We start from the raw sequence: 22,001 nt of genomic DNA on the forward strand, positions 1-22,001 counted from the left end.
CTTCGCTCCAGAAGCCTGAGTCAGGCCTTAACGCGCCACCCAACCAAGGGTGCGCTGCGCCAGCGCATCACGCGCCGGGGTAAATAATTCCATTGCCATCAATCCCGCGTTACGCCCCACGACCAGGGGTGCCCATTGGTTAGCAAACAGATGCACTAATCCATCTGTCACCCCGATGGTCGCCAGCTTGTCGGCGTAACGGCGATCGCGGTAACGCGTAAGAACCGAATATCCGCCCACATCGTTTTGGGCACTCCAGGCTTCAGCCACCGTTTCTGCGAGCGTCATGACATCCCGCATACCCAGGTTGAACCCCTGCCCCGCGATGGGATGAAGCGTCTGGGCAGCATTACCGACCAGGACGGTACGGTGGGAAACAGGTGACGAGGCAGTCGTCAACGCCAGCGGATAAGCACTGCGTGCACCGGCATGCACGATTTTGCCGAGTCGCCAGCCAAAGGCCTTTTGCAGCTCGTGGCAAAATTTCTCATCACTCCAGCTCAATACGCTGTGCTCTTTTTCCAGAGGATGACACCACACCAGCGAAGAGCGGCCCTGAGACATAGGAAGCATAGCCAATGGCCCGTGAGAGGTGAAACGTTCGAACGCGCGCCCCTGATGCGCCAGCGCAGTGGTGACATTGGCAATAATGGCTACCTGCTGATAAGGCACCTGATGCCAGTGAATACCACACTGCGCCCCCAGCGCCGAACGGGAGCCGTCTGCCGCCACCAGCAAACTGCCGTTAATCACCTCGCCCTCATCCAGCGTTACGCTGACCTGCTGCTCGTCGCGCGTAAAGCTCCTGACCCGGGCCGGGCAGTGCAGCGTGACGCCAGGCGCACGCCGCAGAAGTGAAAACAGGGTCTGACCGACATCATGCAGCTCGACCACCTGTCCGAGAGCCTCGATACGATAATCCTGCGCGCTAAGGGTCACAAAACCCGCATGCCCGCGATCGCTGACGTGCACCGTGGTAATCGGTGTGGCGTTTTTCGCAATATGCGACCAGATCCCAACGCGCGCGAGCTGCTGGCAGGTGCCTGCCGCCAGCGCAATGGCGCGGGCGTCAAAACCAGGATGATGGTTGGCCTCGGGCGCACGAGCCTCCACCAGATGCACGGGCAGGCGCCCTTTGGTTAAGTGTGAGATGGCCAGCGCAAAGGTCGCGCCCGTCATGCCGCCACCGACAATAATCACGCTCATAAGTGACGTGCCGCCGCCATTAAGGCCTCAATATCATCCGCACGCTTGACGACACTGGCAGTGAGGTTTTCATTGCCGTCTTCGGTAATGACGATGTCATCTTCAATACGAATACCGATGCCTTTGTAGGCAGCAGGTACGTCAGCATCGGGTGAGATATAAAGGCCGGGTTCAACGGTGATAACCATACCGGGCTCAAGCACACGGGAGCGCTCCTGTCCGTAAACGCCGACATCATGGACATCCAGACCCAGCCAGTGGCTCAGGCCATGCATAAAGTAGGGACGATGGGCATTTTCTGCGATCAGGATTTCAATATCGCCGTGCAGAATCCCAAGCTTAACCAGCCCGCGAATCATGATGCGCACCACCTCGCCGGTCACCTCCTGAATGGAAGTACCGGGGCGAAACAGGCGTAGTGCTGTTTCAAGGGATTCCAGTACGATGTCATAGACTTCACGCTGCGCCGGGGTGAATTTGCCGTTCACCGGGAAAGTACGGGTGATGTCACCGGCGTAGCCCTGGTATTCACACCCGGCGTCAATCAACACCAGATCGCCATCGCGCATGACGCTCTCGTTTTCGGTGTAATGCAGAATACAGCCGTTTTCCCCGGCACCGACAATGGTGTTATAGGAGGGAAAACGCGCGCCGTGGCGGTTAAACTCGTGATGAATTTCACCTTCGAGCTGATATTCATACATGCCAGGCCTGCAGGCTTGCATCGCCCGCGTATGGGCCAGCGCAGAAATTTCACCGGCGCGGCGCATCACGGCGATTTCTTCGGGAGATTTAAACAGGCGCAAATTGTGCACAATGGGTCGCCAGTCTGTCAGCGTACCTGGCGCCGTCAGATTTTGTCGCGAGCCTTTACGCAATGTGTCGAGCGCGGCGAAGAGGATGTCATCAGCATAAGCATATTCGCCCTGAGCGTGGTAAACCGTATCCAGACCATTCAGCAGCGCAGGCAGGTGCTTACCGATTTCAGGGAACGGCAGCGCTCTGTCAACCGCCAGCTTTTCTGGCGCGGCCTCCTGGCCCAGACGGCGGCCAAACCAGATCTCCGCGTTTTTATCCCGAATACGGTTGAACACCACGCTGTGGTTGTGAGTGTCATCACTTTTGATCAGCACCAGCACCGCTTCCGGTTCGTTAAAGCCAGTGAAGTACCAAAAATCGCTGTTCTGCCGATAGGGATATTCACTATCGGCACTGCGGGTGGCTTCCGGTGCTGCAAAAACAAGCGCCGCGCTGGCGGGGGCCATTTGCGCAAGCAAGGCCTGACGGCGACGGAGAAACTCAGGCTGTGTCATGACACCTCCAGTAGACGAGACACATTAATGCAGGGTAGGTTTACGCACTTCAGGAGCCGTAGGTTGCTGGCGTGTGAATGAATCATGGCACAGCAGCGCGGCGACACGTACGTATTCAATTATCTCTTCCAGAGACATTTCCAGCTCTTCCTGATCTTCCTCTTCGTCGTAACCGAGTTGCGCGATGTTACGTAAATCATCAATCGCTTCGCCCGTTTCGCCGGTCACTTTATCCAGTTTTGGCTGCGTGACGCCAAGCCCCAGCAGGAAGTGGTTTACCCAACCGGCAAGGGCATCAGCACGATCGAACACGCTGACATCATCACCATTAGGTAAATAGAGCTGGAAGAGAAAACCATCATCTTCCAGTGAGTCGCTGGTCGCGGCATGCATATTGCGCAAGGCCTCGGCAAGCTCATGACCAAACGCCAGACCTTCGTTGGTGAGGTCATGTAACATCGGCTGCCAGCTGGCGTCGCCGTTGCCACCGCACAGCATGCCGGCAATCAGTCCATGCATCTCGGCGGGGATAAGTCCCACGCCCTGTTGGTTGAGTAACTTACCAACATCGTTGTAACCAGGTATTTCGTTCTGTATAGACATTCGCATTCGTCGCCGTTGGGGAGAATATTCATGGTATGCTACCACTTTGGACCCTGGTGATATACCCGTCGTACTTCACGTTACATGCGTTTGCATGTACTTAAAGGTATAGCAAAGAGCTTGAATCCTCTCTCCAGGGTGGCTATAGTGACGCCCCTTCGCAGCCTGGACTCGGTTGCGAAGGCAGAGCGCAGTCAAACAGCAGGAAGGTGGCATGTCTGCACAACCCGTCGATATCCAAATTTTTGGCCGTTCACTGCGAGTGAATTGCCCGCCTGAACAGCAAGATGCGTTAAATCAGGCCGCGGAGGATCTGAATCAGCGGTTGCAAGATCTGAAAGTTCGCACTAGAGTCACCAATACTGAGCAGTTAGTCTTTATCGCAGCGTTGAATATTAGCTACGAACTGGCTCAGGAAAAGACGAAAACCCGTGACTACGCCTCCAGCATGGAACAGCGTATTCGGATGCTTCAACAGACCATCGAACAGGCATTGCTTGATCAGGGTCGCATATCCGACAGACCGGGTCAGAAGTTTGAATAACACTTCAGGGTCTACTATGGTAGAGTGACCGTGAAGACAAAATTTCTCTGAGATGTTCGCAAGCGGGCCAGTCCCCTGAGCCGATATTTCATACCACAAGAATGTGGCGCTCCATGGTTGGTGAGCATGCTCGGTCCGTCCGAGAAGCCTTAAAACCATGACGACACATTCACCTTGAACCAAGGGTTCAAGGGTTACAGCCTGCGGCGGCATCTCGGAGATCCCCTTCTTTCTTGCACTACCATGACTCAACTCGTTGAAACGCTCACCTCCCGACAGAACATCCGCAAAGAGATACGGCAACGTCGCCGGGCACTGACCTCTGAGCAACAAACGCAGCTTTCTGAACAAGCCGCAGCACGCATGATGGCTTACCCACCGGTACTGATGGCGCATACCATTGCCCTCTTTCTCTCATTTGACGGAGAACTGGATACGCGGCCTTTGATAGCGCAGCTATGGCGCAGCGGCAAACGCGTCTATCTTCCGGTATTGCACCCGTTCAGTCCGGGGAATTTGCTGTTCCTGCACTACCACCCACATAGTGAACTGGTAGTGAATCGTCTGAAAATTCAGGAGCCGAAGCTGGATGTGCGCGACGTGCTGCCGCTCGACAAGCTCGATGTGTTAGTCACCCCGCTCGTCGCCTTCGACGAACAGGGGCAGCGGCTGGGTATGGGCGGCGGCTTTTACGATCGTACGCTGCAACACTGGCAGCGTTACAACGTGCAGCCAGTAGGATTTGCTCATGACTGTCAGCAGGTGGACGCGTTGCCCGTCGAAGAGTGGGATATTCCACTCCCTGCGGTCGTCACGCCATCAAGGGTGTGGGAATGGCCGCGCGGGTAACGCGCAGCCATGTTTTATTGAGCAGGAAGTTGGCGAATCTGCCGGTTATGCCAGCGTGCCAGCACGAACACCGTCGTGAGCGCGCCGAGTAACGCGCACAGCATGTCTGATTGCGTATCCCAGGGATCGCCCTGCGTACCCAGGAAATCATCCGCGCCCTGCCCCATTGCCAGCGCCGCCCACCATTCAATCAGCTCATAGAAGGCGCTAATCGCCAGCGCAATGCAGCACACCACAAACGCGACCATTTTACGTCCCTGCACATAGCCGCCACGGATGAGGATCTCCCGCGCTGCCAGCGCAGGCACCAGCCCCTGGAAAAAGTGGCCCAGTTTATCGTAGGGGTTGCGGCTCAGCCCCAGCCACGCCTGCACATCAAAACCAACAGGCACTTTGGCGTAGGTATACATTCCGCCCACGATCAGTATCAGCGCATGGAAAAAAATCAGGGTATAAAGCAAGGGCGTCAGTGGATAACGCACCCGGGTCAATAGCAGTAACGGGACCACCACACAGACCGGGATGACCTCCATAAGCCAGGTCATTTTATCGGCAGTGTTGATACCGGTATAAATGAGAATAAGCAGCAGGATAAATGCGCCGCCTCTTAGCATGGTACTTGTCATAACACCCGCCACAGAACAAGAAGTATGCGCATAAGACAACAGGCCGGACGGGGATCTCCGTCCGGCAGAAGTGGATTAGTACAGCATACGGGCGCGAATGGTGCCAGGAATGGCCTTCATGCTCTGTAGCGCTTTCTGCGCTACATCTTCTTCCGCTTCAATATCAATAACTACATACCCCATCATCGGCGTGGTTTGCAGGTACTGGGCGGCAATGTTGATGCCTTCGGCCGCAAAGATTTGGTTGATGGCGGTCAGGACACCCGGGCGGTTTTCGTGAATGTGCAGCAGGCGGCGACCACCATGCAGTGGCAGAGAAACTTCCGGGAAGTTAACCGCAGACAGCGTCGAGCCGTTGTCGGAATACTTGATAAGCTTACCCGCCACTTCCAGGCCGATATTTTCCTGCGCTTCCTGGGTTGAACCACCAATGTGTGGCGTCAGAATCACGTTGTCGAATTCACACAGCGGTGAATTGAACGGATCGCTGTTGGTCGCCGGCTCCGTCGGGAAGACGTCAATCGCCGCACCGGCCAGATGCTTACGCTTAAGGGCATCACACAGCGCCGGAATATCCACTACCGTGCCGCGCGCGGCGTTAATCAGCAGCGAGCCGGGTTTCATCAGGGCAATCTCTTCAGCACCCATCATGTTTTTGGTCGATGCATTTTCCGGAACGTGCAGACTGACCACATCACTCATGTTCAGAAGATCGGAGAGGTGCTGTACCTGAGTGGCGTTGCCCAGCGGCAGTTTGCTTTCAATGTCATAGAAAAAGACATGCATTCCGAGGGATTCCGCCAGGATGCCTAACTGCGTACCAATGTGGCCGTAACCGATAATACCCAGCTTCTTACCACGCGCTTCGTAAGAGCCCGCAGCGAGCTTGTTCCAGATACCACGGTGCGCTTTGGCATTCGCTTCCGGAATACCGCGCATCAGCAGCAGCAGTTCACCGATCACCAGCTCTGCGACAGAACGGGTGTTCGAGAACGGGGCGTTGAACACCGGAATCCCGCGTTTCGCCGCGGCGTCGAGGTCAACCTGGTTGGTACCGATACAGAAGCAGCCGACCGCGACCAGTTTTTCCGCCGCCGCAATAATCTCTTCAGTGAGGTTGGTACGGGAACGTAAACCGATAAAGTGGGCATCACGGATAGACTCTTTGAGCTGCTCGCTGTCCAGCGCGCCTTTGTGATACTCAATGTTGGTGTAACCTGCAGCACGAAGGCTATCGAGTGCTTTCTGATGCACTCCTTCGACGAGCAGAAACTTAATTTTGTCTTTCTCCAGTGATACCTTTGCCATTTACCCGACCCTGTTTTTTGTCATAACTGATGTTGTGTGGAATATCATCCGCTGCAGTCAACATATCAAAAAAAACTATTGCAGCAATATGAACGTTTGCGTCGCCGTTGTGAGGAAAAGTCATACAGCCATAAATGGCAGATGAATATGCTAAAAATGGCTTAAGGTACGGCAGGAAGATAAGGAGGGGCAGGTAAATGTGACAGAAGTCACCAAATTCCGGCATCAAATTTTTTTCAGAGGGGGGAAGTGCTCCCCCACTCAGATCATTTCACAATGGTTTTGACGCCGTCGGCGCTACCAATCAGGGCAACATCCGCACCACGATTAGCGAACAGGCCGACCGTGACCACGCCCGGAAGACCGTTGATCGTATTCTCCAGCGCAACCGGATCAATAATTTCCAGACCGAATACATCGAGAATGACGTTACCGTTGTCCGTCACCACGCCCTGACGGTACTCAGGACGACCGCCCAGCTTAACCAGCTCCCTGGCGACCGCACTGCGCGCCATAGGAATGACTTCAACCGGCAGCGGGAACGCCCCCAGAATATCGACCTGTTTGGATGCATCCGCAATGCAGATAAACTTGTCAGCAACGGACGCGATGATCTTCTCACGCGTCAGCGCGGCACCGCCGCCTTTGATCATCTGCATGTTGCCGTTGATCTCATCGGCGCCATCAACGTAGATCCCAAGACGATCGACTTCGTTAAGATCAAAGACAGTAATACCCAGTTTTTTAAGTTTTTCTGTGGAAGCATCGGAGCTGGATACCGCCCCCTCAATCTGCCCTTTCATTGTTCCGAGTGCATCAATAAAGTGTGCGGCGGTGGAACCTGTCCCCACACCTACGATAGTGCCCGGTTCAACATAGTCGAGTGCTGCCCAGCCTACTGCTTTTTTCAGTTCGTCCTGCGTCATGGTCGTTCGCCTGTGATATGAAATTCAGGCCGCATTATAAAGCACAGGCAGGCTAAAAGTCCCTGTGAGCCTCGTCACATAACTGGCAGACGTATTTTCGTCTGCCAGTGACAAATTTTTATGTCATAGTGCTGAGTAATTATTTTGCAGGAGTAACTCGAAGCAATGAAACGTCCGGACTACAGAACGTTACAGGCACTTGATGCGGTCATTCGTGAACGCGGGTTTGAGCGCGCCGCGCAAAAGCTGTGTATCACTCAGTCCGCCGTATCGCAGCGTATTAAGCAACTGGAAAATATGTTCGGTCAACCGCTGCTGGTGCGCACCGTACCGCCTCGTCCGACCGAACAGGGGCAAAAATTGCTGGCGTTGTTGCGCCAGGTTGAGTTACTGGAAGATGAGTGGCTGGGCGATGAGCAGACGGGGTCGACTCCCCTGCTGCTTTCTCTGGCGGTCAACGCCGACAGCCTGGCCACCTGGCTGCTACCGGCTCTGGCCCCGGTACTGGCAGACTCCCCCATACGTCTGAACCTGCAAGTGGAAGATGAAACACGTACCCAGGAACGCCTGCGTCGCGGGGAAGTGGTGGGTGCGGTGAGTATTCAGCCGCAGGCGCTGCCGAGCTGTCTTGTCGATCAACTGGGTGCGCTCGATTACCTGTTCGTGGGTTCCAAAGCCTTTGCAGAACGTTACTTCCCGAACGGTGTGACCCGTTCTGCGCTGCTCAAAGCGCCCGCCGTGGCTTTCGATCATCTCGACGATATGCATCAGGCCTTTTTACAGCAGAACTTTGACCTGCCGCCGGGCAGCGTACCTTGCCATATCGTTAACTCATCAGAAGCCTTTGTCCAGCTGGCGCGCCAGGGCACGACCTGCTGCATGATCCCGCATCTGCAGATTGAAAGAGAGTTGAATGCCGGTGAGTTAATCGACCTGACGCCAGGGCTGCTTCAGCGTCGCATGCTCTACTGGCACCGCTTTGCGCCGGAAAGCCGCATGATGCGCAACGTGACGGATGCTCTTCTGGAATACGGGCATAAGGTTTTAAGGCAGGATGTGTCATGAAACCCTCTCCCGAAAGAGAGGGTAAAAAGTATTATTTTGCTGCGGCCTGCGGTTCGCCCTGGGCGGCGGCAGGCTCAAGCTGGAACACCACGTCAACCTGATCGGCGAACTGAATGGTTGGCTGTTCGTAGGTCTCCTGCGCGGAAACCGGTGCAGCTTCCGCTTTCATCATCCGCACCATCGGCGTCGGCTGGTAATTAGAGACGTGGTAACGGACGCTGTACACCGGGCCGACTTTGGCATTAAAGCCCGCTGCCAGCTGTTCTGCCTGATGAACAGCGTCATCAATCGCGGCTTTACGCGCTTTATCTTTATACGATTCGGGTTGCGCAACGCCCAGGGAAACAGAGCGAATTTCATTCAACCCCGCTTTTAACGCGCCGTCTAACAGTGAGTTTAGCTTTTCTAAATCACGCAGCGTCACTTCCACGGTGCGCACTGCACGCCAGCCTTTGAGCACACTCTTACCGTTCTGATAATCGTAATCCGGCTGGGTGCGCAGGTTCGCTGAATCGATATCCTTCTTCACCACGCCATTCTGATCGAGGAAGCTCAGGTACTGGGCCACGCGCTCATCGGCTTGTTTCTTAGCAGATGCGGCGTCTTTCGCTGCGATATTCACCTCAATCGCCAGAGTCGCGATATCCGGCACTGCATCCACGCTTGATGTGCCTGAAGTGACAATATGAGGTCCGTCAGGCAGTTCACTTGCCTGAACCGACATTGCACTTACTCCTACTAATGCCGCCAGGGCCATCATTTTGAATTTCACAGTTGCTCCTCCATGTTGCTTTTCACGCCCGTAAGAAACGGCACGCCTCGCAGCAAGAGTAGCGGGCTATGCCGGTTTGTCCATCAGACTACACCGAGTTAAATAGCGCATGAACATGCGCAAGGCCCTCTTTTGCCAGTTGAGCTGCAATTACCCACATCACCAGACCGACAATCGTATTAATAATACGCTGGGCTTTGGCGGTGCGCAGTCGGGGAGCAAACCAGGCAGCCAGCAGCGCCAGACCAAAAAACCAGATAACCGACGCGCTGACAGTCCCCATCGCAAACCAGCGCTTCGGCACGGCGTCAAGTTGCCCCCCAAGGCTCCCGAGTACGACAAAAGTATCCAGATACACATGCGGGTTAAGCCAGGTCACCGCCAGCATGGTGGCAACAATTTTCCACCGTCCCTGCTTCATGGCTCCTGCGGTAGTGAGTTCAATGTTGCGACTTACCGCCGTTTTGAATGCACCGAAGCCATACCAGAGCAGGAAAGCGACGCCACCCCAGGTCACCAGCGCCAGCAGCCAGGGTGACTGCATAAGCAGTGCGCTGCCACCAAAAATGCCCGCACAAATAAGCAGCAAATCGCTGAAGGTACAAAGAAAAGCGGTCATAAGATGGTATTGCCGCCGGATCCCCTGATTCATCACAAATGCATTTTGCGGACCCAGAGGCAGAATAAGCGCCGCCCCAAGGATAAGCCCTTGAAAATAATAAGATACCACGTTCATTTCCCCGTCATTTATTTCAGCAGGCTGACTATACCTGCTAAAAATTATTAGAGGAAATTGAAAAAATTAATCCTTGATAAGTACTACTGATAATGCCGTTTTCAGAATTTGACCGCCGATAACTACCGACGAGAAGTGGAATTTTTTTATGGTTGTGACCTGATAAAGACGAGACGCTTTCCATTAAAAAAGGACTTACTATGCTACACAACGCCCTCCTTTCCCGCTGCCTCCCACTTGTGATGATTTTACTGAGTATTCCAGCCCAGGCCTTAAGTGAGACAGTGTTGCGTTACACCGACCATGAACCCTATGGCGGCATGCGCACACTGCTTATCAAGACGGTCTTCTTTGCCGCCATCGAAAAAGAGTCACAGGGGCGGCTAAAAATTGATGCCCACTGGAACGGCGAGCTCGCTACAAGTTACGCCGCGCTGAAAACGCTTGGGGAAGGAAAGAAAGCCGATATAGGCATTGTGGTGCCGGAATACACCCCTGAAGCACTGCCGTTACATCAGATTTTCAAAAGCTTTCCGGTAGGACCAGGCCTGGGAGGCAAACAAGTCGAATTTTTTCGACGCGTATTCAGTGAACTACCCGCATTCAGCGAGGAGTTGAAGAAAAATAACCTCGTTAACCTGCAATTTTTCCTCGGCTACCCGGCCGGTTTCTTTAGTGCCAAACCTCTGCAAACCTTAGCCGATCTGAAGGGAGAAACCTGGCGCACCGCCAGCTTCTGGCACAAGGGTTTTCTGAAGAATGCGGGCGCAACCCCGGTCACGATGCCCTGGACACCCGCCATCGCTGAGGCATTAGGCAACAGTAAACTCTCAGGGTTGATTGTGAATCTCGACAGTGGATATGACCTGAAGGCACATCATGTCGCTCCCCACCTTTTATTCTCACCTTCACTGTGGCTCGGGCATGTTTACCTCCTGGTCATGAATCAGGAGACCTGGAATGGTCTTGAAAAACAGGATCAACAAGCCATACAGCGCGCCGCTGCCAGCACGCTAACCAACATGGGAACAGTGCTGGACAGTAGCGTGGTCTCTTTGGTGAAAAAGATGGAGGACGAAGGGGTGACGGTACGGTATTTGAGTCATGAAGAACAAATGGCCTGGCAGGCTGACAGCCATTACTCAGAGGTGCAAACAACCTGGGCTGCGGAACAAAAAAAACAGGGAGTTAAAGGGGCTGCGGAAACCATACGCGCAGTAACGCCGATACTGGATTCTGTCATGCGCTAACCCCGGTGAGAACCGATGCCCGCGCCGTTAGGCGCGGGCGAACAGATTATTCCGCGTGCGCGGCTTTATTATCCGCGTCTTTGACACGCTTAAAATTCACGTCCATCTGCGGGTAAGGGAAGCTGATGCCATGCTCGTCGAAGCTGCGTTTCACGCGCTCCAGCACATCCCAGTAAACGTTTTGCAGGTCACTGCTGTTGCTCCAGACGCGCACCACAAAATTGATTGATGACGCACCCAGTTCATTCAGACGTACTGTCATTTCGCGATCTTTCAGAATGCGCTCGTCAGATTCAATAATGTCCGTGAGCAATTTTCTGACCAGATCGATATCCGAGTCGTAAGCCACGCCAATAATAAACTCGTTACGACGCACCGGCTCGCGGGAGAAGTTAATAATGTTACCGGCAATAATCTTGCCGTTAGGGATAACAATGATGCGGCCATCGGCACTGCGCAGCGTAGTAGAGAAGATCTGCACCTGCAGCACCGTACCCGCCACCCCGCCCAGGTCAACGTATTCACCAGAACGGAACGGGCGGAAGGTGACCAGCAACACCCCTGCAGCAAGGTTAGACAGCGACCCCTGTAAAGCAAGGCCAATAGCCAGACCCGCCGCACCCAGCACCGCAATTACCGATGCGGTTTGTACGCCGACGCGTCCCAGAGCGGCAATCAATGTAAAGGCAATAACGCCGTAGCGCACCAGTGCAGAAAGGAAATCCGCCACGGTGGCATCAATATGCCGTGCGCGCATCAATTTGTTTACGGTGTTGGAAATCATCCGGGCAATGATCATACCCACGATGATGATGGCGATGGCGGCGACGATGTTAACAGCGTAACTTAGCAGCAACGCCTGGTTTGTCACTAACCAGGACCCCGCGCTGTTGATGCTGTCGACGACGTTGAGATCTTCCATTCTTCATTCCTTATGTTGATTCGTACGAGATTACTCCAACCCGACGGTGGCGGACAGACTTCTAAAGGGTAAACAAAAGAGGGAATTTTGCCAAATGGATCACATTTAATATCGGTGCATGCCATTGAAGAGACAATAAAAAAGCCCGCACTGAAGGCGGGCTTTTAAGCGTAAAGACTCGCTCAGATTACAGAACGTCTACTGCGTTCAGCTCTTTGAAAGCCTGCTCCAGACGAGTGATCATGGAAGTCTGAGCGGAACGCAGCCATACGCGCGGATCGTAGTATTTCTTGTTCGGCTGGTCTTCGCCTTTCGGGTTGCCCAGCTGACCCTGCAGATACGCTTCGTTGGTTTTGTAGTAGTTCAGAATACCTTCCCAGGTCGCCCATTGGGTGTCGGTATCGATGTTCATTTTGATAACACCGTAGCTTACGGAGTCTTTGATTTCCTGAGCAGTAGAACCGGAACCGCCGTGGAATACGAAGTTCAGGCTGTTGTGCGGCAGGTTATGTTTTTTGGAAACATATTCCTGAGAGTCGCGCAGGATAGTCGGGGTCAGTTTAACGTTACCTGGTTTGTAAACGCCATGAACGTTACCGAAAGAAGCCGCGATGGTGAAACGTGGGCTGATGGCATTCAGTTTAGTGTATGCGTAATCAACGTCTTCCGGCTGGGTGTAAAGTGCAGAAGCGTCCATGTGGCTGTTGTCCACGCCGTCTTCTTCACCACCGGTGCAACCCAGTTCAATTTCCAGGGTCATGCCGATTTTCGCCATGCGCGCCAGGTACTTAGAGCTGATTTCGATATTCTCTTCCAGAGACTCTTCAGACAGGTCAATCATGTGAGAAGAGAACAGCGGTTTACCGGTAGCGGCGAAGTGTTTTTCACCGGCGTCCAGCAGGCCGTCGATCCACGGCAGCAGTTTCTTCGCGCAGTGGTCGGTGTGCAGAATAACCGGAACACCGTAGTGCTCAGCCATCTGATGCACATGATGAGCACCAGAGATAGCACCCAGGATAGCAGCACCCTGAGGAATGTCGGTCTTCACGCCTTTACCAGCGATGAATGCAGCGCCACCGTTGGAGAACTGAACGATAACCGGCGCTTTCACTTTTGCAGCGGTTTCCAGAACGGCGTTAATGGAATCGGTGCCCACGCAGTTAACGGCTGGCAGCGCAAAGTTGTTTTCTTTAGCTACCTGGAACACTTTCTGAACGTCATCACCGGTGACGACGCCCGGTTTTACGAAATCAAAAATTTTAGACATGTTTTCGAGTCCTGTTTCTGTATCTTCGACCGTTGGAAAAATAGTTCGCGAGCTTTACGCGCGCTGAAAAATGGGCAGGTTACCCTGCCCTTTTGAATACTTACTGCTTAGCGCGCTCTTCGAGCATGGCGACTGCTGGCAGCACTTTGCCTTCCACGAATTCGAGGAACGCACCGCCACCTGTAGAGATGTAGGAAATTTTGTCAGCAATACCGAACAGGTCGATTGCTGCCAGGGTATCACCACCACCTGCGATGGAGAACGCTTCGCTGTCAGCGATAGCGTTAGCAACAATTTCAGTACCTTTACGGAAGTTCGGGAATTCGAACACGCCGACCGGGCCATTCCACAGAATGGTCTTCGCATTTTTCAGGATTTCAGCGAGTTTCTCAGCAGAGGCGTCGCCCAGATCCAGAATCTGCTCTTCGTCTTTAATGTCGCTGACGGATTTCAGCGTTGCGGTTGCGGTTTCAGAGAACTCGGTCGCCACGCGAACGTCAGTAGGGACCGGGATATCGCATGTGGTCAGCAGACGTTTAGCTTCGCTAACCAGATCCGCTTCATACAGGGATTTACCCACGTTGTGGCCTTGAGCGGCAACGAAGGTGTTCGCGATGCCGCCGCCGACGATCAGTTGGTCAGCAATTTTAGACAGTGAGTCCAGTACAGTCAGTTTAGTGGAAACTTTAGAACCACCAACGATAGCCACCATCGGACGGGCAGGCTCTTTCAGCGCTTTACCCAGTGCTTCCAGCTCATCTGCCAGCAGCGGGCCAGCACAAGCAACGTCAGCAAATTTGCCGATACCGTGCGTGGACGCCTGCGCGCGGTGCGCGGTACCGAAAGCATCCATTACGAATACGTCGCACAGCGCTGCGTATTTTTTGGACAGCGCTTCGTCGTCTTTCTTCTCGCCTTTGTTAAAGCGAACGTTTTCCAGAACAACGAGCTCGCCTGCTGCGACTTCAACACCGTCCAGGTAGTCTTTAACCAGACGTACTGGGCTCGACAGCTTGTCTTTCAGGTAATTAACAACCGGCAGCAGAGAGAATTCTTCATTGTACTCGCCTTCGGTTGGACGGCCCAGGTGGGAGGTAACCATTACTTTTGCACCCTGCTTCAGCGCCAGTTCGATGGTCGGCAGAGAAGCACGAATACGTGCATCGCTGGTCACTTTGCCATCTTTAACCGGTACGTTCAGATCCGCACGAATGAAAACGCGTTTACCTGCCAAATCCAGATCGGTCATCTTAATTACAGACATGGTGAATCCTCTCAATGATTCATAAAGTTTTGCGGGTGCAACTTACACCCTACCTGAAACCTTTCGCGGCCATCGCTAACGTCGTGTCGAGCATTCGGTTAGCAAAGCCCCATTCGTTATCGCACCACACCAGGGTTTTAATAAGGTGCGAACCACTGACCCGCGTCTGCGTGCCGTCGACAATGGCACTGTGGGGATCGTGGTTAAAATCAACTGAAACCAACGGTAATTCCGTATAGTCAACTATACCATGAAAAGTCCCACGTGCTGCTTTTTGCAGCAACGCATTGACTTCACTGGCTTTTACCGGACTTTTGACCGTTACGCTCAGATCTATTGCCGTCACGTTAATGGTCGGTACACGGACCGCAATTGCCTCAAAACGATCATGGAATTGCGGAAAAATACGGGTAATTCCTGCGGCCAGTTTGGTATCCACCGGGATAATGGACTGGCTGGCGGCGCGCGTGCGACGCAAATCCGGGTGGTAAGCATCAATAACTTGCTGGTCGTGCATGGCGGAGTGAATGGTGGTTACCGTTCCCCACTCAATGCTAAACGCATCATCAAGCAGCTTAATGACCGGAATAATACAGTTTGTCGTGCAGGAGGCATTTGACACAATCCGGTCTTCGACACGAAGTAGCGCTTCGTTTACGCCAAAAACCACCGTCGCGTCGAGATCGTTGCTACCAGGATGGGAGAAAAGCACTTTTTTGGCACCAGCGGCAAGATGGGCTTCCCCATGTTCACGGTTGCCAAACACGCCCGTGCAATCAAGCACAACATCAACGCCCAGTTCTCGCCAGGGCAGTTGTGCGAGCTCAGATTCATGCAGAATGCGGATAACATCATCGCCGATGAATAGCTGCTCACGTTCCTGATGCACATCCCATGCAAACCGCCCGTGGCTGGTGTCGTATTTTAATAAATGGGCCATGCCTGCGGCATCGGCCAGTTCATTAATCGCCACCACGGTGATTTCCGCTCGTCGCCCGGATTCATATAAAGCACGAACCACATTGCGCCCGATGCGACCGAAGCCATTTATCGCTATGCGTACGGTCATAGATCTCCTGCAAGGCTAACCTGTCCTGAAGTGGCTAACAGAGTAATGCAGCAACCTTCAGAGGGGAATCCTCGCCTGTCACAAACGACAACTGATTGATTATTTGTCGAACATTTAAACAACTGAAACGCTTCAGCTAGAATAAGCGAATCATGGAATAAAAGGAACGGCTGTCCCGCCAGACTGAACAATTATCTGACCTGCGTCACATTTTAAGGCCAATCCAGCGGGCAATTATTCCACTCTGTCGCCTTCCAGCTGACTCACAGGGTTGGCTGCCTTTCAGGCAATGTTATAGCGCCCATCGCTGGACATAAACAGTGTCAGGTCAGGCACGCAGCTGCACGTCAGTACGCGTTCAACGTTGGGACCATCAGTCTGGATATAGAATGCTTCCGCCTCCGACAACGTTAATCCTCCCGTCTGCTTCCGGGCAATAAGCCGCTCCCGAAGAACCTCAGCAGGCGCGTTGATGAAGAGCGAAAAATCGCAGTACCGGGCTAACGCCCGCCAGCGGATATCATCCAGTAACAGCCAGTTACCCTCTACAATAACCATCGGCGCCGTCACAATAACGGCCTCTTCGACCGGATCGTGCTTTTGTCTGTCGTACTGCGGCCATGTACCATCTCTCTCGCGAATCTGTTGCAGGTTTTGCTCAAGCTTCGCCACATCAAACGTCTCCGGTGCGCCTTTGTAAGGCCGCAAACCCTGCGCATCCAGCCAGCTGTTGTAATGATGAAAACCGTCCATGGGTAACGTCTGGATCTCGGGCAGGTCGGCATCCCGGCGACAGAGATATTCCCAGAAGGTCGTAAGCGTTGATTTTCCCGTGCCGGGCGGGGCGCTGAGAAAGACGATGGTCCGTCGCGCAGAATGCGCGGCATGTACTTGTGCCAGTTTTCGCAGCAAGGGCTTATGAACATGTTCTATTTCATCATCATGGTAATGGGCCTCTGTCTGTAGCCCATTCACCGTCAGTGCGATTTTCACGGCGAGAGTTCCTTTAATATTGCCGTTACCGCAAGCGTGAGTGCCGTCTTGACCATATCGCTAAAGCGAACCGCAGACCAGGCGGCAAAGTCGGCAAATTTCATCGACTTTAGCGCACCATACAGAGTGGTATTACGGGTTATACAATTCACGTTACTGATGAAATCCCAGGTGATATCGTCAGCAAAACCTGGGATCTCAGTCTGGTCTTTCAGATACTGATAAAACTGAGTGAAATGGGTGATATCGGCATAGAGCCATTTATCCATTTTCCCCAGCGCATAGATCAGTCGTAACGCCACATCAATGTCGTCAAGCGGCCCGCTTTGCGCGAGCAAAGGCTTCACTGCATATTCCACGATCTCTTCATCGTTATCGACGAACAGCGACGGCAGAAAGCGCTTAATCCCCAGTAGCAAGATGTCATGTGCCACCGTCATAAACGCAAATAAGTCCTCCTGAGCGTCCAGTTGCTCAAGCACATCATCTTCTGTCAGCGTCGTCATTCGTCTCTCGATAAATCACCATGAATGCAGGGAGTTTATTATATTACACGTCCGATCCGCGCCGCCGATCAGTAAAGTTTGCGTGCGCACACCGTTCGCTACCTGTTGAATGCCATTAACCAGATCGCCGCCAGTCACACCGGTCGCGCTAAAGAGGATGTCACGCCCCCCTGCCAACTCCTCCAGCGAATAGACACGGTTGACCTCTACACCCATTTCCGTGCAACGCTGGCGTTCCTGCTGCGCGATCGTGCGATTTTCGGCGCTGTCGTCTTTTGCCTGGCAAAAGTCAATCAACTCCGCCTGCATATCACCGCCCAGCGCCTTGACCGCGCAAGCAGAGATCACCCCTTCCGGCGCGCCACCGATGGTGAACATCAGGTCATAAGGATTATCCTGCTGACAGGTCAATACGCTGGCTGCGACGTCGCCGTCCGGCAGGGCAAACACTTTCACCCCGAGGCGTGTGGCTTCGGCAATCATGGGCTGTAAGCGTAGTTTGTCCAAGGTAACCATCCGCAGGCTCTCCAGAGGTTTACCCAGCGCGCTGGCGATGTTGCGTAAATTTTCCGCCAGCGGCAACGCCAGATCGATAGCCCCGGCAGCCCGTCCATTAACGACCAGTTTCTTCATATACATATCAGGGGCATGGAGTAGACTGCCGCGCGGTGCAAACGCCATGACTGCCAGGGCATTACTCTGCCCCATCGCCACCATCCGTGTGCCTTCAATAGGGTCGACCGCAATATCCACTTCCGGCCCGACACCACGACCAACCTCTTCGCCAATCCACAGCATTGGCGCTTGGTCAATCTCCCCCTCGCCAATCACGATGCGCCCGCGAATAGCGATATCATTCAACGCCTGACGCATGGCGGTGACCGCCAGCCCATCGATTCGGTTCTTATCGCCACACCCGGTTTGCGGCCAGGCAGCCAGCGCTGCCTGTTCCGTAATGCGAAAGAGCGGCCATGCCAGAGACATCATGCCGCAGCCTCCCCGATATCCACGCCGAAATGGGCCAGCAGGTATTTCTCCGCCTTCTCATTCCAGATGCCGTGCGTCTCTTCAACCAGCCGTGCCAGTTCACTGAACAGCGGATCGGTTTTCCCTTTTTCAGCAAAATCGGTAATTGCCGTCAGCGGCATCGTCACGCCGTTATAGATGAGCTTTTTACCGCCAGGAATATCCGGTAGGTTAAGAACGGTATCAGGCACCGCATCCAGTCCGCCAATATGGGTCACCATAAAGGATGGCTGGAGCTGACCGGTCGCACTGAGAGCAATCGCCTCTTTCATGTCATCCGTTGAACCACCGGATGTGCCCACCACATGCGTGCTGTTGTAATGCACGTTGTAGAAGTTAAAGGGAACCTTAAACTGGCTGTCGGTCGGCCCGGCAAAGAAATTCAGGCAACCATCTTCGGCGAGAAGCTCGTCGGCCATCTCAATCACGGACGGTACGGCGGCGTAGACAAAAACGTCATCAAAACCGGCATCACCGGTGAGCGCCCGCAGCTGCGTTGCGGGGTTGTCCATGTCACGGGTATTCACATAGATAAGCTCGATGCCTTTTGCCGACGCCAGCGCAACCGGTAACAGCTTTTTCGCCTGCGCCAGGCGGGCTTCATCGATATCCACCACCACCACGCGCGAGGGTTGAATACCACCGTTTATCGCGTAATCAATGGCACCAATCCCCATTGGCCCGGCGCAGGCCAGCAGTGCGATATTCCCGCCAGGTTTAATCCCCATCCGGTGCTCATAAACATACGGCGTGGTGTGATAATTGGCGTTATAGGCACCGATAATGCAACACATTGGCTCCGCCAGCGATGCCGCCGCAAAATAGGAGCCGTGATACGGTAATACGCACCCCAGATTGATGGCGATTTCGGGAATGATCATATAGGTTGCATTCCCGCCAAAATATTCATAGCTATATCCGGCAGAATAACCACTGGGCAAACCCATTGCGGGTTGCAAAACAAAACGCTGCCCTTTTTTATACCTGTCGACCAGGTTTTTACCTACCTCAACAATAATTCCTGCGCATTCATGTCCGGTAATGACCGGATGGTTTTCCAGATCATTCGGAACGCGTTTATGTTCGCTTCCCAGACAGGCGGCTTTCCATGTTGATAAACACACGCTGTCGGAGATAACGCTGACCAATAATTCATTTTCAGTTATTTCTGGCAATTCAAATTCACGGATGCGAACATCCCGCTTGCCATAAATAGCAGCCACTTTGGTTTTCATAACGACTCCAGAAAATAATACTAGTTGGCGGTAAGATGTTTAAAGAGCCCATCCAGGTTCGGGTCGCCAATATAGTTATTAATGAGGACCAGGGGTTTATTCGTAACGCGTTTTACTCGCCCCTCAAGGCTGGCATGAGTCACAATCATATCGGCATCGTCTGGTACATTTTCGATAGCGTAATGATGAACCTCGATTGTCAGTCCCGCCTTTTCAAGACGCTTACGGAATGTGGTTGCGCCCATTGCGCTTGAACCCATTCCGGCGTCACAAACAAAAGCAATGCGTTTTATAGTGCGATATGAAAACGCCCCTTCCTGTTTCATAACCTTCACTGCTTTAGCAGAGTCACTGAATGAATCTTCGTCTGCCGCTTCGCTATTTTTCTCCATTTTCAAAATGAAAGAAGTAATAAGAAAGGTAATCAGGGTTCCTGCGGTGACGCCGGCAATGGTCGCGAGGAAACAACCTTTCGGGGTCAACGCGAGATAAGCAAAAATAGAGCCTGGGCTTGGACCTGCTACCAGCCCGCCACCTAACAGATTAAATACCCATGTTCCGCTCATGCCCCCTGCAATCATGGCGATAAGCGTCAGCGGCTTCATCAGCACATACGGGAAGTAGAGTTCATGGATGCCGCCGAGGAAGTGGATAATCATCGCCCCTGGCGCTGACTTCTTCGCCATACCTTTGCCAAAAAAGGAGAAGGCCAGCAGCAGACCTAAGCCCGGCCCGGGGTTAGAGGCAACCATGAAGAAAATAGACTTTCCGGTTTCCGAAGCCTGTTGCATCCCCAGCGGATAATAAACCCCCTGATCGATGGCATTGTTTAAGAAGAGAATTTTCGCCGGTTCGTTGATCAATGACAGCAGAGGCAGATAGCCCGCGTGGACCAGCGCTTCGATACACTCTTTGACGAAATTATTCGCGATAAGCACGGCCGGACCGATAACCTCAAACCCCAGCAGGCAGAGGATCATCCCGGCAATACCGAGCGAAAAGTTATTAATGACCATCTCAAAACCGGCAGGAATACGCTTTTCCAGCGCCCGATCAATATATTTAATGATCACGCCACCGAGCGGACCGATGATCATCGAGCCGAGGAACATTGGAATATCCGCCCCCACAATGACGCCAATGGTGCCGATTCCTCCCATTACTCCGCCGCGTTTACCTCCAACCAGAAACCCGCCGGTGGAACCGATCATGACTGGTAATAAATAGGTAATCATCGGCCCGACGATTTTGGCGAAATGCTCATCTGGCAGCCAACCGGTCGGGATAAATAGCGCGGTGATAAAACCCCAGGCAATAAAAGCGCCAATATTGGGGATAACCATTGCGGTTAAAAATCCCCCAAAAGCCTGGACCTTCGCACGAGCAGACTTGTGTTCCATAATAATATCCTGAAATGAGAAAATAATTATGCGCGAGCAATAATATCCGCCAGCTGTTTTTCTGACTTTGCCGCTAACAACTCGGTAAGTGATTCCTCCTCACATAATAGTTCGCTTAATGCCTGTATAGCACCGATATGTGAATCTGCATCTGCGGCGGATAATCCGATAAGCAATTTAACGGGTTCATTAGCCTCACCAAAATTAACGGTTTCTTTAAGTAGCGTTAATGACATTCCAGTTTTTAACGCGCCACACTCCGGGCGAGCATGCGGCATTGCAACGCCTGGCGCGAGAATATAATAAGGCCCATTTTTTAACGTCGAATCTTTAATAGCTTGTATATAGTCGGGGGTAACATAATGATTAAACAGCAGCGCAGACATGGAAGTATCAATAGCTTCCTGCCAATCATTCACCGAATTTATTATTGATACGGATTTCTCCGGAAAATAATCAATCAGTCGCATGAATTATCCTTATTTTATTTTCGGGTATAAAGTGCGGTCAAAAATAAAATACGCTTGCCTAAGAATGAGATCAATCTCTGGACAAAAGCGACGATAAGAATAAGTCCTGTTTTAGATGCGATATAAATCAATGCGTTGTAAATCAAAATAAATTTTGCAATAGCATTTACGCGATCACCATAGCAAAATTACAACTAACTTATTTTATGATTTTGTAATGAATATCACACTAAAGCACTTGCCTCTGACAAAAATAAAAAACTACAGGCATAAAAAAAGGGTCGCCTGAGCGACCCTTTGTCATGTTTCTCGCAATTACAGCAGTGCTTTTGCTTTGGCAACAACGTTCTCAACGGTGAAACCAAACTCTTCAAACAGCAGCTCCGCCGGGGCAGACTCACCGAAAGTGGTCATGCCAATGACCGCGCCGTTCAGGCCCACGTATTTGTACCAGTAGTCCGCAATGCCCGCTTCAATGGCAACACGCGCGGACACCGCTTTTGGCAGCACAGATTCACGGTAAGCTGCATCCTGCCTGTCGAACGCGTCGGTGGACGGCATGGACACCACGCGCGCCTTCACGCCTTCGGCAGTCAGTTTCTCCCATGCCGCAACCGCCAGCTCCACTTCAGAACCGGTGGCGATGAAGAT

The 22,001-nt window shown here is 52.9% G+C and carries 24 protein-coding genes and 1 other RNA gene; 5 read left to right on the forward strand and 20 right to left on the reverse strand.

Going from position 1 to position 22,001, the window contains the following annotated elements; genetic code table 11:
- Window positions 1-27 precede the first annotated feature (27 nt).
- The 3 genes from ubiH to KXR87_RS19970 are packed head-to-tail and all read right to left on the reverse strand — an operon-like array spanning window position 28 to window position 3,122.
- Window positions 28-1,206 (reverse strand): 2-octaprenyl-6-methoxyphenyl hydroxylase, encoded by a 1,179-nt coding sequence (gene ubiH, locus KXR87_RS19960; protein WP_437433956.1) that lies wholly within the window; start codon window positions 1,204-1,206, stop codon window positions 28-30.
- Complete coding sequence (pepP, locus tag KXR87_RS19965; RefSeq protein ID WP_437433957.1) at window positions 1,203-2,519, reverse strand: Xaa-Pro aminopeptidase; 1,317 nt, start codon at window positions 2,517-2,519, stop codon at window positions 1,203-1,205. The genes ubiH and pepP overlap by 4 nt, the downstream gene beginning before the upstream one ends.
- 24 nt (window positions 2,520-2,543) lie before the next feature.
- On the reverse strand, window positions 2,544-3,122 hold the full coding sequence (locus KXR87_RS19970; RefSeq protein ID WP_437433958.1) for a YecA family protein: 579 nt from the start codon (window positions 3,120-3,122) through the stop codon (window positions 2,544-2,546).
- A gap of 214 nt (window positions 3,123-3,336) precedes the next feature.
- On the opposite strand from KXR87_RS19970, the gene zapA reads away from it, so the two are divergent.
- The 3 genes from zapA to KXR87_RS19985 all read left to right on the forward strand — a co-directional run bounded on the left by zapA (window position 3,337) and on the right by KXR87_RS19985 (window position 4,515).
- Window positions 3,337-3,666 (forward strand): cell division protein ZapA, encoded by a 330-nt coding sequence (zapA, locus tag KXR87_RS19975; RefSeq protein WP_437433959.1) that lies wholly within the window; start codon window positions 3,337-3,339, stop codon window positions 3,664-3,666.
- Between the two features lie 41 nt (window positions 3,667-3,707).
- Window positions 3,708-3,891: non-coding RNA, 6S RNA (ssrS, locus tag KXR87_RS19980), on the forward strand.
- A gap of 18 nt (window positions 3,892-3,909) precedes the next feature.
- Entirely contained in the window at window positions 3,910-4,515 is a 606-nt protein-coding gene (locus KXR87_RS19985) for a 5-formyltetrahydrofolate cyclo-ligase (protein WP_437433960.1), read from the forward strand.
- 14 nt (window positions 4,516-4,529) lie between these two features.
- Here KXR87_RS19985 and KXR87_RS19990 read toward each other — a convergent pair whose 3' ends face one another.
- The 4 genes from KXR87_RS19990 to rpiA all read right to left on the reverse strand — a co-directional run bounded on the left by KXR87_RS19990 (window position 4,530) and on the right by rpiA (window position 7,375).
- Window positions 4,530-5,141, reverse strand: coding sequence for a DUF2238 domain-containing protein (locus KXR87_RS19990; protein WP_437433961.1), 612 nt, complete (start codon window positions 5,139-5,141; stop codon window positions 4,530-4,532).
- A gap of 75 nt (window positions 5,142-5,216) precedes the next feature.
- The gene (serA, locus tag KXR87_RS19995; RefSeq protein WP_437433962.1) at window positions 5,217-6,449 is read right to left on the reverse strand and encodes a phosphoglycerate dehydrogenase; all 1,233 of its coding nucleotides are present in this window, start codon (window positions 6,447-6,449) and stop codon (window positions 5,217-5,219) included.
- On the reverse strand, window positions 6,415-6,675 hold the full coding sequence (locus KXR87_RS20000; RefSeq protein ID WP_437433963.1) for a hypothetical protein: 261 nt from the start codon (window positions 6,673-6,675) through the stop codon (window positions 6,415-6,417). The genes serA and KXR87_RS20000 overlap by 35 nt, the downstream gene beginning before the upstream one ends.
- Before the next feature lie 40 nt (window positions 6,676-6,715).
- Window positions 6,716-7,375, reverse strand: a complete 660-nt coding sequence (gene rpiA, locus KXR87_RS20005) for a ribose-5-phosphate isomerase RpiA (protein WP_437433964.1) — start codon at window positions 7,373-7,375, stop codon at window positions 6,716-6,718.
- Between the two features lie 165 nt (window positions 7,376-7,540).
- Between rpiA and argP the strand changes: the two genes are divergently transcribed.
- Window positions 7,541-8,440 (forward strand): DNA-binding transcriptional regulator ArgP, encoded by a 900-nt coding sequence (argP, locus tag KXR87_RS20010; protein WP_437433965.1) that lies wholly within the window; start codon window positions 7,541-7,543, stop codon window positions 8,438-8,440.
- 31 nt (window positions 8,441-8,471) lie between these two features.
- Here argP and KXR87_RS20015 read toward each other — a convergent pair whose 3' ends face one another.
- Both KXR87_RS20015 and argO read right to left on the reverse strand, forming a co-directional pair.
- Window positions 8,472-9,212 (reverse strand): oxidative stress defense protein, encoded by a 741-nt coding sequence (locus KXR87_RS20015; protein WP_437433966.1) that lies wholly within the window; start codon window positions 9,210-9,212, stop codon window positions 8,472-8,474.
- A gap of 88 nt (window positions 9,213-9,300) precedes the next feature.
- The gene (argO, locus tag KXR87_RS20020; protein ID WP_437433982.1) at window positions 9,301-9,942 is read right to left on the reverse strand and encodes an arginine exporter ArgO; all 642 of its coding nucleotides are present in this window, start codon (window positions 9,940-9,942) and stop codon (window positions 9,301-9,303) included.
- A 206-nt stretch (window positions 9,943-10,148) separates the two neighbouring features.
- On the opposite strand from argO, the gene dctP reads away from it, so the two are divergent.
- The gene (dctP, locus tag KXR87_RS20025; protein WP_437433967.1) at window positions 10,149-11,198 is read left to right on the forward strand and encodes a TRAP transporter substrate-binding protein DctP; all 1,050 of its coding nucleotides are present in this window, start codon (window positions 10,149-10,151) and stop codon (window positions 11,196-11,198) included.
- Window positions 11,199-11,244: 46 nt separating this feature from the next.
- Here the strand turns inward: dctP and mscS are convergent, their stop codons facing one another.
- The 11 genes from mscS to KXR87_RS20080 all read right to left on the reverse strand — a co-directional run.
- Window positions 11,245-12,120: a small-conductance mechanosensitive channel MscS gene (mscS, locus tag KXR87_RS20030; RefSeq protein ID WP_437433968.1), complete on the reverse strand. Its 876-nt coding sequence runs from the start codon at window positions 12,118-12,120 to the stop codon at window positions 11,245-11,247.
- A gap of 187 nt (window positions 12,121-12,307) precedes the next feature.
- On the reverse strand, window positions 12,308-13,387 hold the full coding sequence (gene fbaA, locus KXR87_RS20035) for a class II fructose-bisphosphate aldolase (protein ID WP_437433969.1): 1,080 nt from the start codon (window positions 13,385-13,387) through the stop codon (window positions 12,308-12,310).
- A 100-nt stretch (window positions 13,388-13,487) separates the two neighbouring features.
- A complete protein-coding gene (gene pgk, locus KXR87_RS20040; protein ID WP_437433970.1) occupies window positions 13,488-14,651 on the reverse strand; it encodes a phosphoglycerate kinase in 1,164 nt (387 codons plus the stop codon).
- Window positions 14,652-14,700: 49 nt separating this feature from the next.
- Window positions 14,701-15,720, reverse strand: a complete 1,020-nt coding sequence (gene epd / locus KXR87_RS20045) for an erythrose-4-phosphate dehydrogenase (RefSeq protein ID WP_437433971.1) — start codon at window positions 15,718-15,720, stop codon at window positions 14,701-14,703.
- 282 nt (window positions 15,721-16,002) lie between these two features.
- On the reverse strand, window positions 16,003-16,713 hold the full coding sequence (locus KXR87_RS20050) for a nucleoside/nucleotide kinase family protein (RefSeq protein WP_437433972.1): 711 nt from the start codon (window positions 16,711-16,713) through the stop codon (window positions 16,003-16,005).
- Window positions 16,710-17,219, reverse strand: coding sequence for an MltR family transcriptional regulator (locus KXR87_RS20055; protein WP_437433973.1), 510 nt, complete (start codon window positions 17,217-17,219; stop codon window positions 16,710-16,712). The genes KXR87_RS20050 and KXR87_RS20055 overlap by 4 nt, the downstream gene beginning before the upstream one ends.
- Before the next feature lie 15 nt (window positions 17,220-17,234).
- Complete coding sequence (gene glpX / locus KXR87_RS20060) at window positions 17,235-18,206, reverse strand: class II fructose-bisphosphatase (RefSeq protein WP_437433974.1); 972 nt, start codon at window positions 18,204-18,206, stop codon at window positions 17,235-17,237.
- Complete coding sequence (locus KXR87_RS20065; RefSeq protein ID WP_437433975.1) at window positions 18,203-19,480, reverse strand: zinc-binding dehydrogenase; 1,278 nt, start codon at window positions 19,478-19,480, stop codon at window positions 18,203-18,205. The genes glpX and KXR87_RS20065 overlap by 4 nt, the downstream gene beginning before the upstream one ends.
- Window positions 19,481-19,500: 20 nt before the next feature.
- Window positions 19,501-20,880, reverse strand: a complete 1,380-nt coding sequence (locus tag KXR87_RS20070; protein ID WP_437433976.1) for a PTS mannitol transporter subunit IICB — start codon at window positions 20,878-20,880, stop codon at window positions 19,501-19,503.
- Window positions 20,881-20,906: 26 nt separating this feature from the next.
- Window positions 20,907-21,350 (reverse strand): PTS mannitol transporter subunit IIA, encoded by a 444-nt coding sequence (gene cmtB, locus KXR87_RS20075; RefSeq protein ID WP_437433977.1) that lies wholly within the window; start codon window positions 21,348-21,350, stop codon window positions 20,907-20,909.
- 315 nt (window positions 21,351-21,665) lie between these two features.
- A partial coding sequence (locus KXR87_RS20080) for a transketolase-like TK C-terminal-containing protein (RefSeq protein WP_437433978.1) occupies window positions 21,666-22,001 on the reverse strand: 336 nt, incomplete at its 5' end.

It is taken from the genome of Yokenella regensburgei, from assembly GCF_051486985.1.
In the GTDB taxonomy this organism is placed as follows: Bacteria; Pseudomonadota; Gammaproteobacteria; order Enterobacterales; family Enterobacteriaceae; genus CBFFRJ01.

What these genes read in the sequence shown, in the direction of transcription:
- ubiH (WP_437433956.1), bottom strand. Translation starts at nt 1,206, where the DNA reads ATGAGCGTGATTATTGTCGGTGGCGGCATGACGGGCGCGACCTTTGCG.
- pepP (WP_437433957.1), bottom strand. Translation starts at nt 2,519, where the DNA reads ATGACACAGCCTGAGTTTCTCCGTCGCCGTCAGGCCTTGCTTGCGCAA.
- KXR87_RS19970 (WP_437433958.1), bottom strand. Translation starts at nt 3,122, where the DNA reads ATGTCTATACAGAACGAAATACCTGGTTACAACGATGTTGGTAAGTTA.
- zapA (WP_437433959.1), top strand. Translation starts at nt 3,337, where the DNA reads ATGTCTGCACAACCCGTCGATATCCAAATTTTTGGCCGTTCACTGCGA.
- KXR87_RS19985 (WP_437433960.1), top strand. Translation starts at nt 3,910, where the DNA reads ATGACTCAACTCGTTGAAACGCTCACCTCCCGACAGAACATCCGCAAA.
- KXR87_RS19990 (WP_437433961.1), bottom strand. Translation starts at nt 5,141, where the DNA reads ATGACAAGTACCATGCTAAGAGGCGGCGCATTTATCCTGCTGCTTATT.
- serA (WP_437433962.1), bottom strand. Translation starts at nt 6,449, where the DNA reads ATGGCAAAGGTATCACTGGAGAAAGACAAAATTAAGTTTCTGCTCGTC.
- KXR87_RS20000 (WP_437433963.1), bottom strand. Translation starts at nt 6,675, where the DNA reads ATGCCGGAATTTGGTGACTTCTGTCACATTTACCTGCCCCTCCTTATC.
- rpiA (WP_437433964.1), bottom strand. Translation starts at nt 7,375, where the DNA reads ATGACGCAGGACGAACTGAAAAAAGCAGTAGGCTGGGCAGCACTCGAC.
- argP (WP_437433965.1), top strand. Translation starts at nt 7,541, where the DNA reads ATGAAACGTCCGGACTACAGAACGTTACAGGCACTTGATGCGGTCATT.
- dctP (WP_437433967.1), top strand. Translation starts at nt 10,149, where the DNA reads ATGCTACACAACGCCCTCCTTTCCCGCTGCCTCCCACTTGTGATGATT.
- mscS (WP_437433968.1), bottom strand. Translation starts at nt 12,120, where the DNA reads ATGGAAGATCTCAACGTCGTCGACAGCATCAACAGCGCGGGGTCCTGG.
- fbaA (WP_437433969.1), bottom strand. Translation starts at nt 13,387, where the DNA reads ATGTCTAAAATTTTTGATTTCGTAAAACCGGGCGTCGTCACCGGTGAT.
- pgk (WP_437433970.1), bottom strand. Translation starts at nt 14,651, where the DNA reads ATGTCTGTAATTAAGATGACCGATCTGGATTTGGCAGGTAAACGCGTT.
- epd (WP_437433971.1), bottom strand. Translation starts at nt 15,720, where the DNA reads ATGACCGTACGCATAGCGATAAATGGCTTCGGTCGCATCGGGCGCAAT.
- KXR87_RS20055 (WP_437433973.1), bottom strand. Translation starts at nt 17,219, where the DNA reads ATGACGACGCTGACAGAAGATGATGTGCTTGAGCAACTGGACGCTCAG.
- glpX (WP_437433974.1), bottom strand. Translation starts at nt 18,206, where the DNA reads ATGATGTCTCTGGCATGGCCGCTCTTTCGCATTACGGAACAGGCAGCG.
- KXR87_RS20065 (WP_437433975.1), bottom strand. Translation starts at nt 19,480, where the DNA reads ATGAAAACCAAAGTGGCTGCTATTTATGGCAAGCGGGATGTTCGCATC.
- KXR87_RS20070 (WP_437433976.1), bottom strand. Translation starts at nt 20,880, where the DNA reads ATGGAACACAAGTCTGCTCGTGCGAAGGTCCAGGCTTTTGGGGGATTT.
- cmtB (WP_437433977.1), bottom strand. Translation starts at nt 21,350, where the DNA reads ATGCGACTGATTGATTATTTTCCGGAGAAATCCGTATCAATAATAAAT.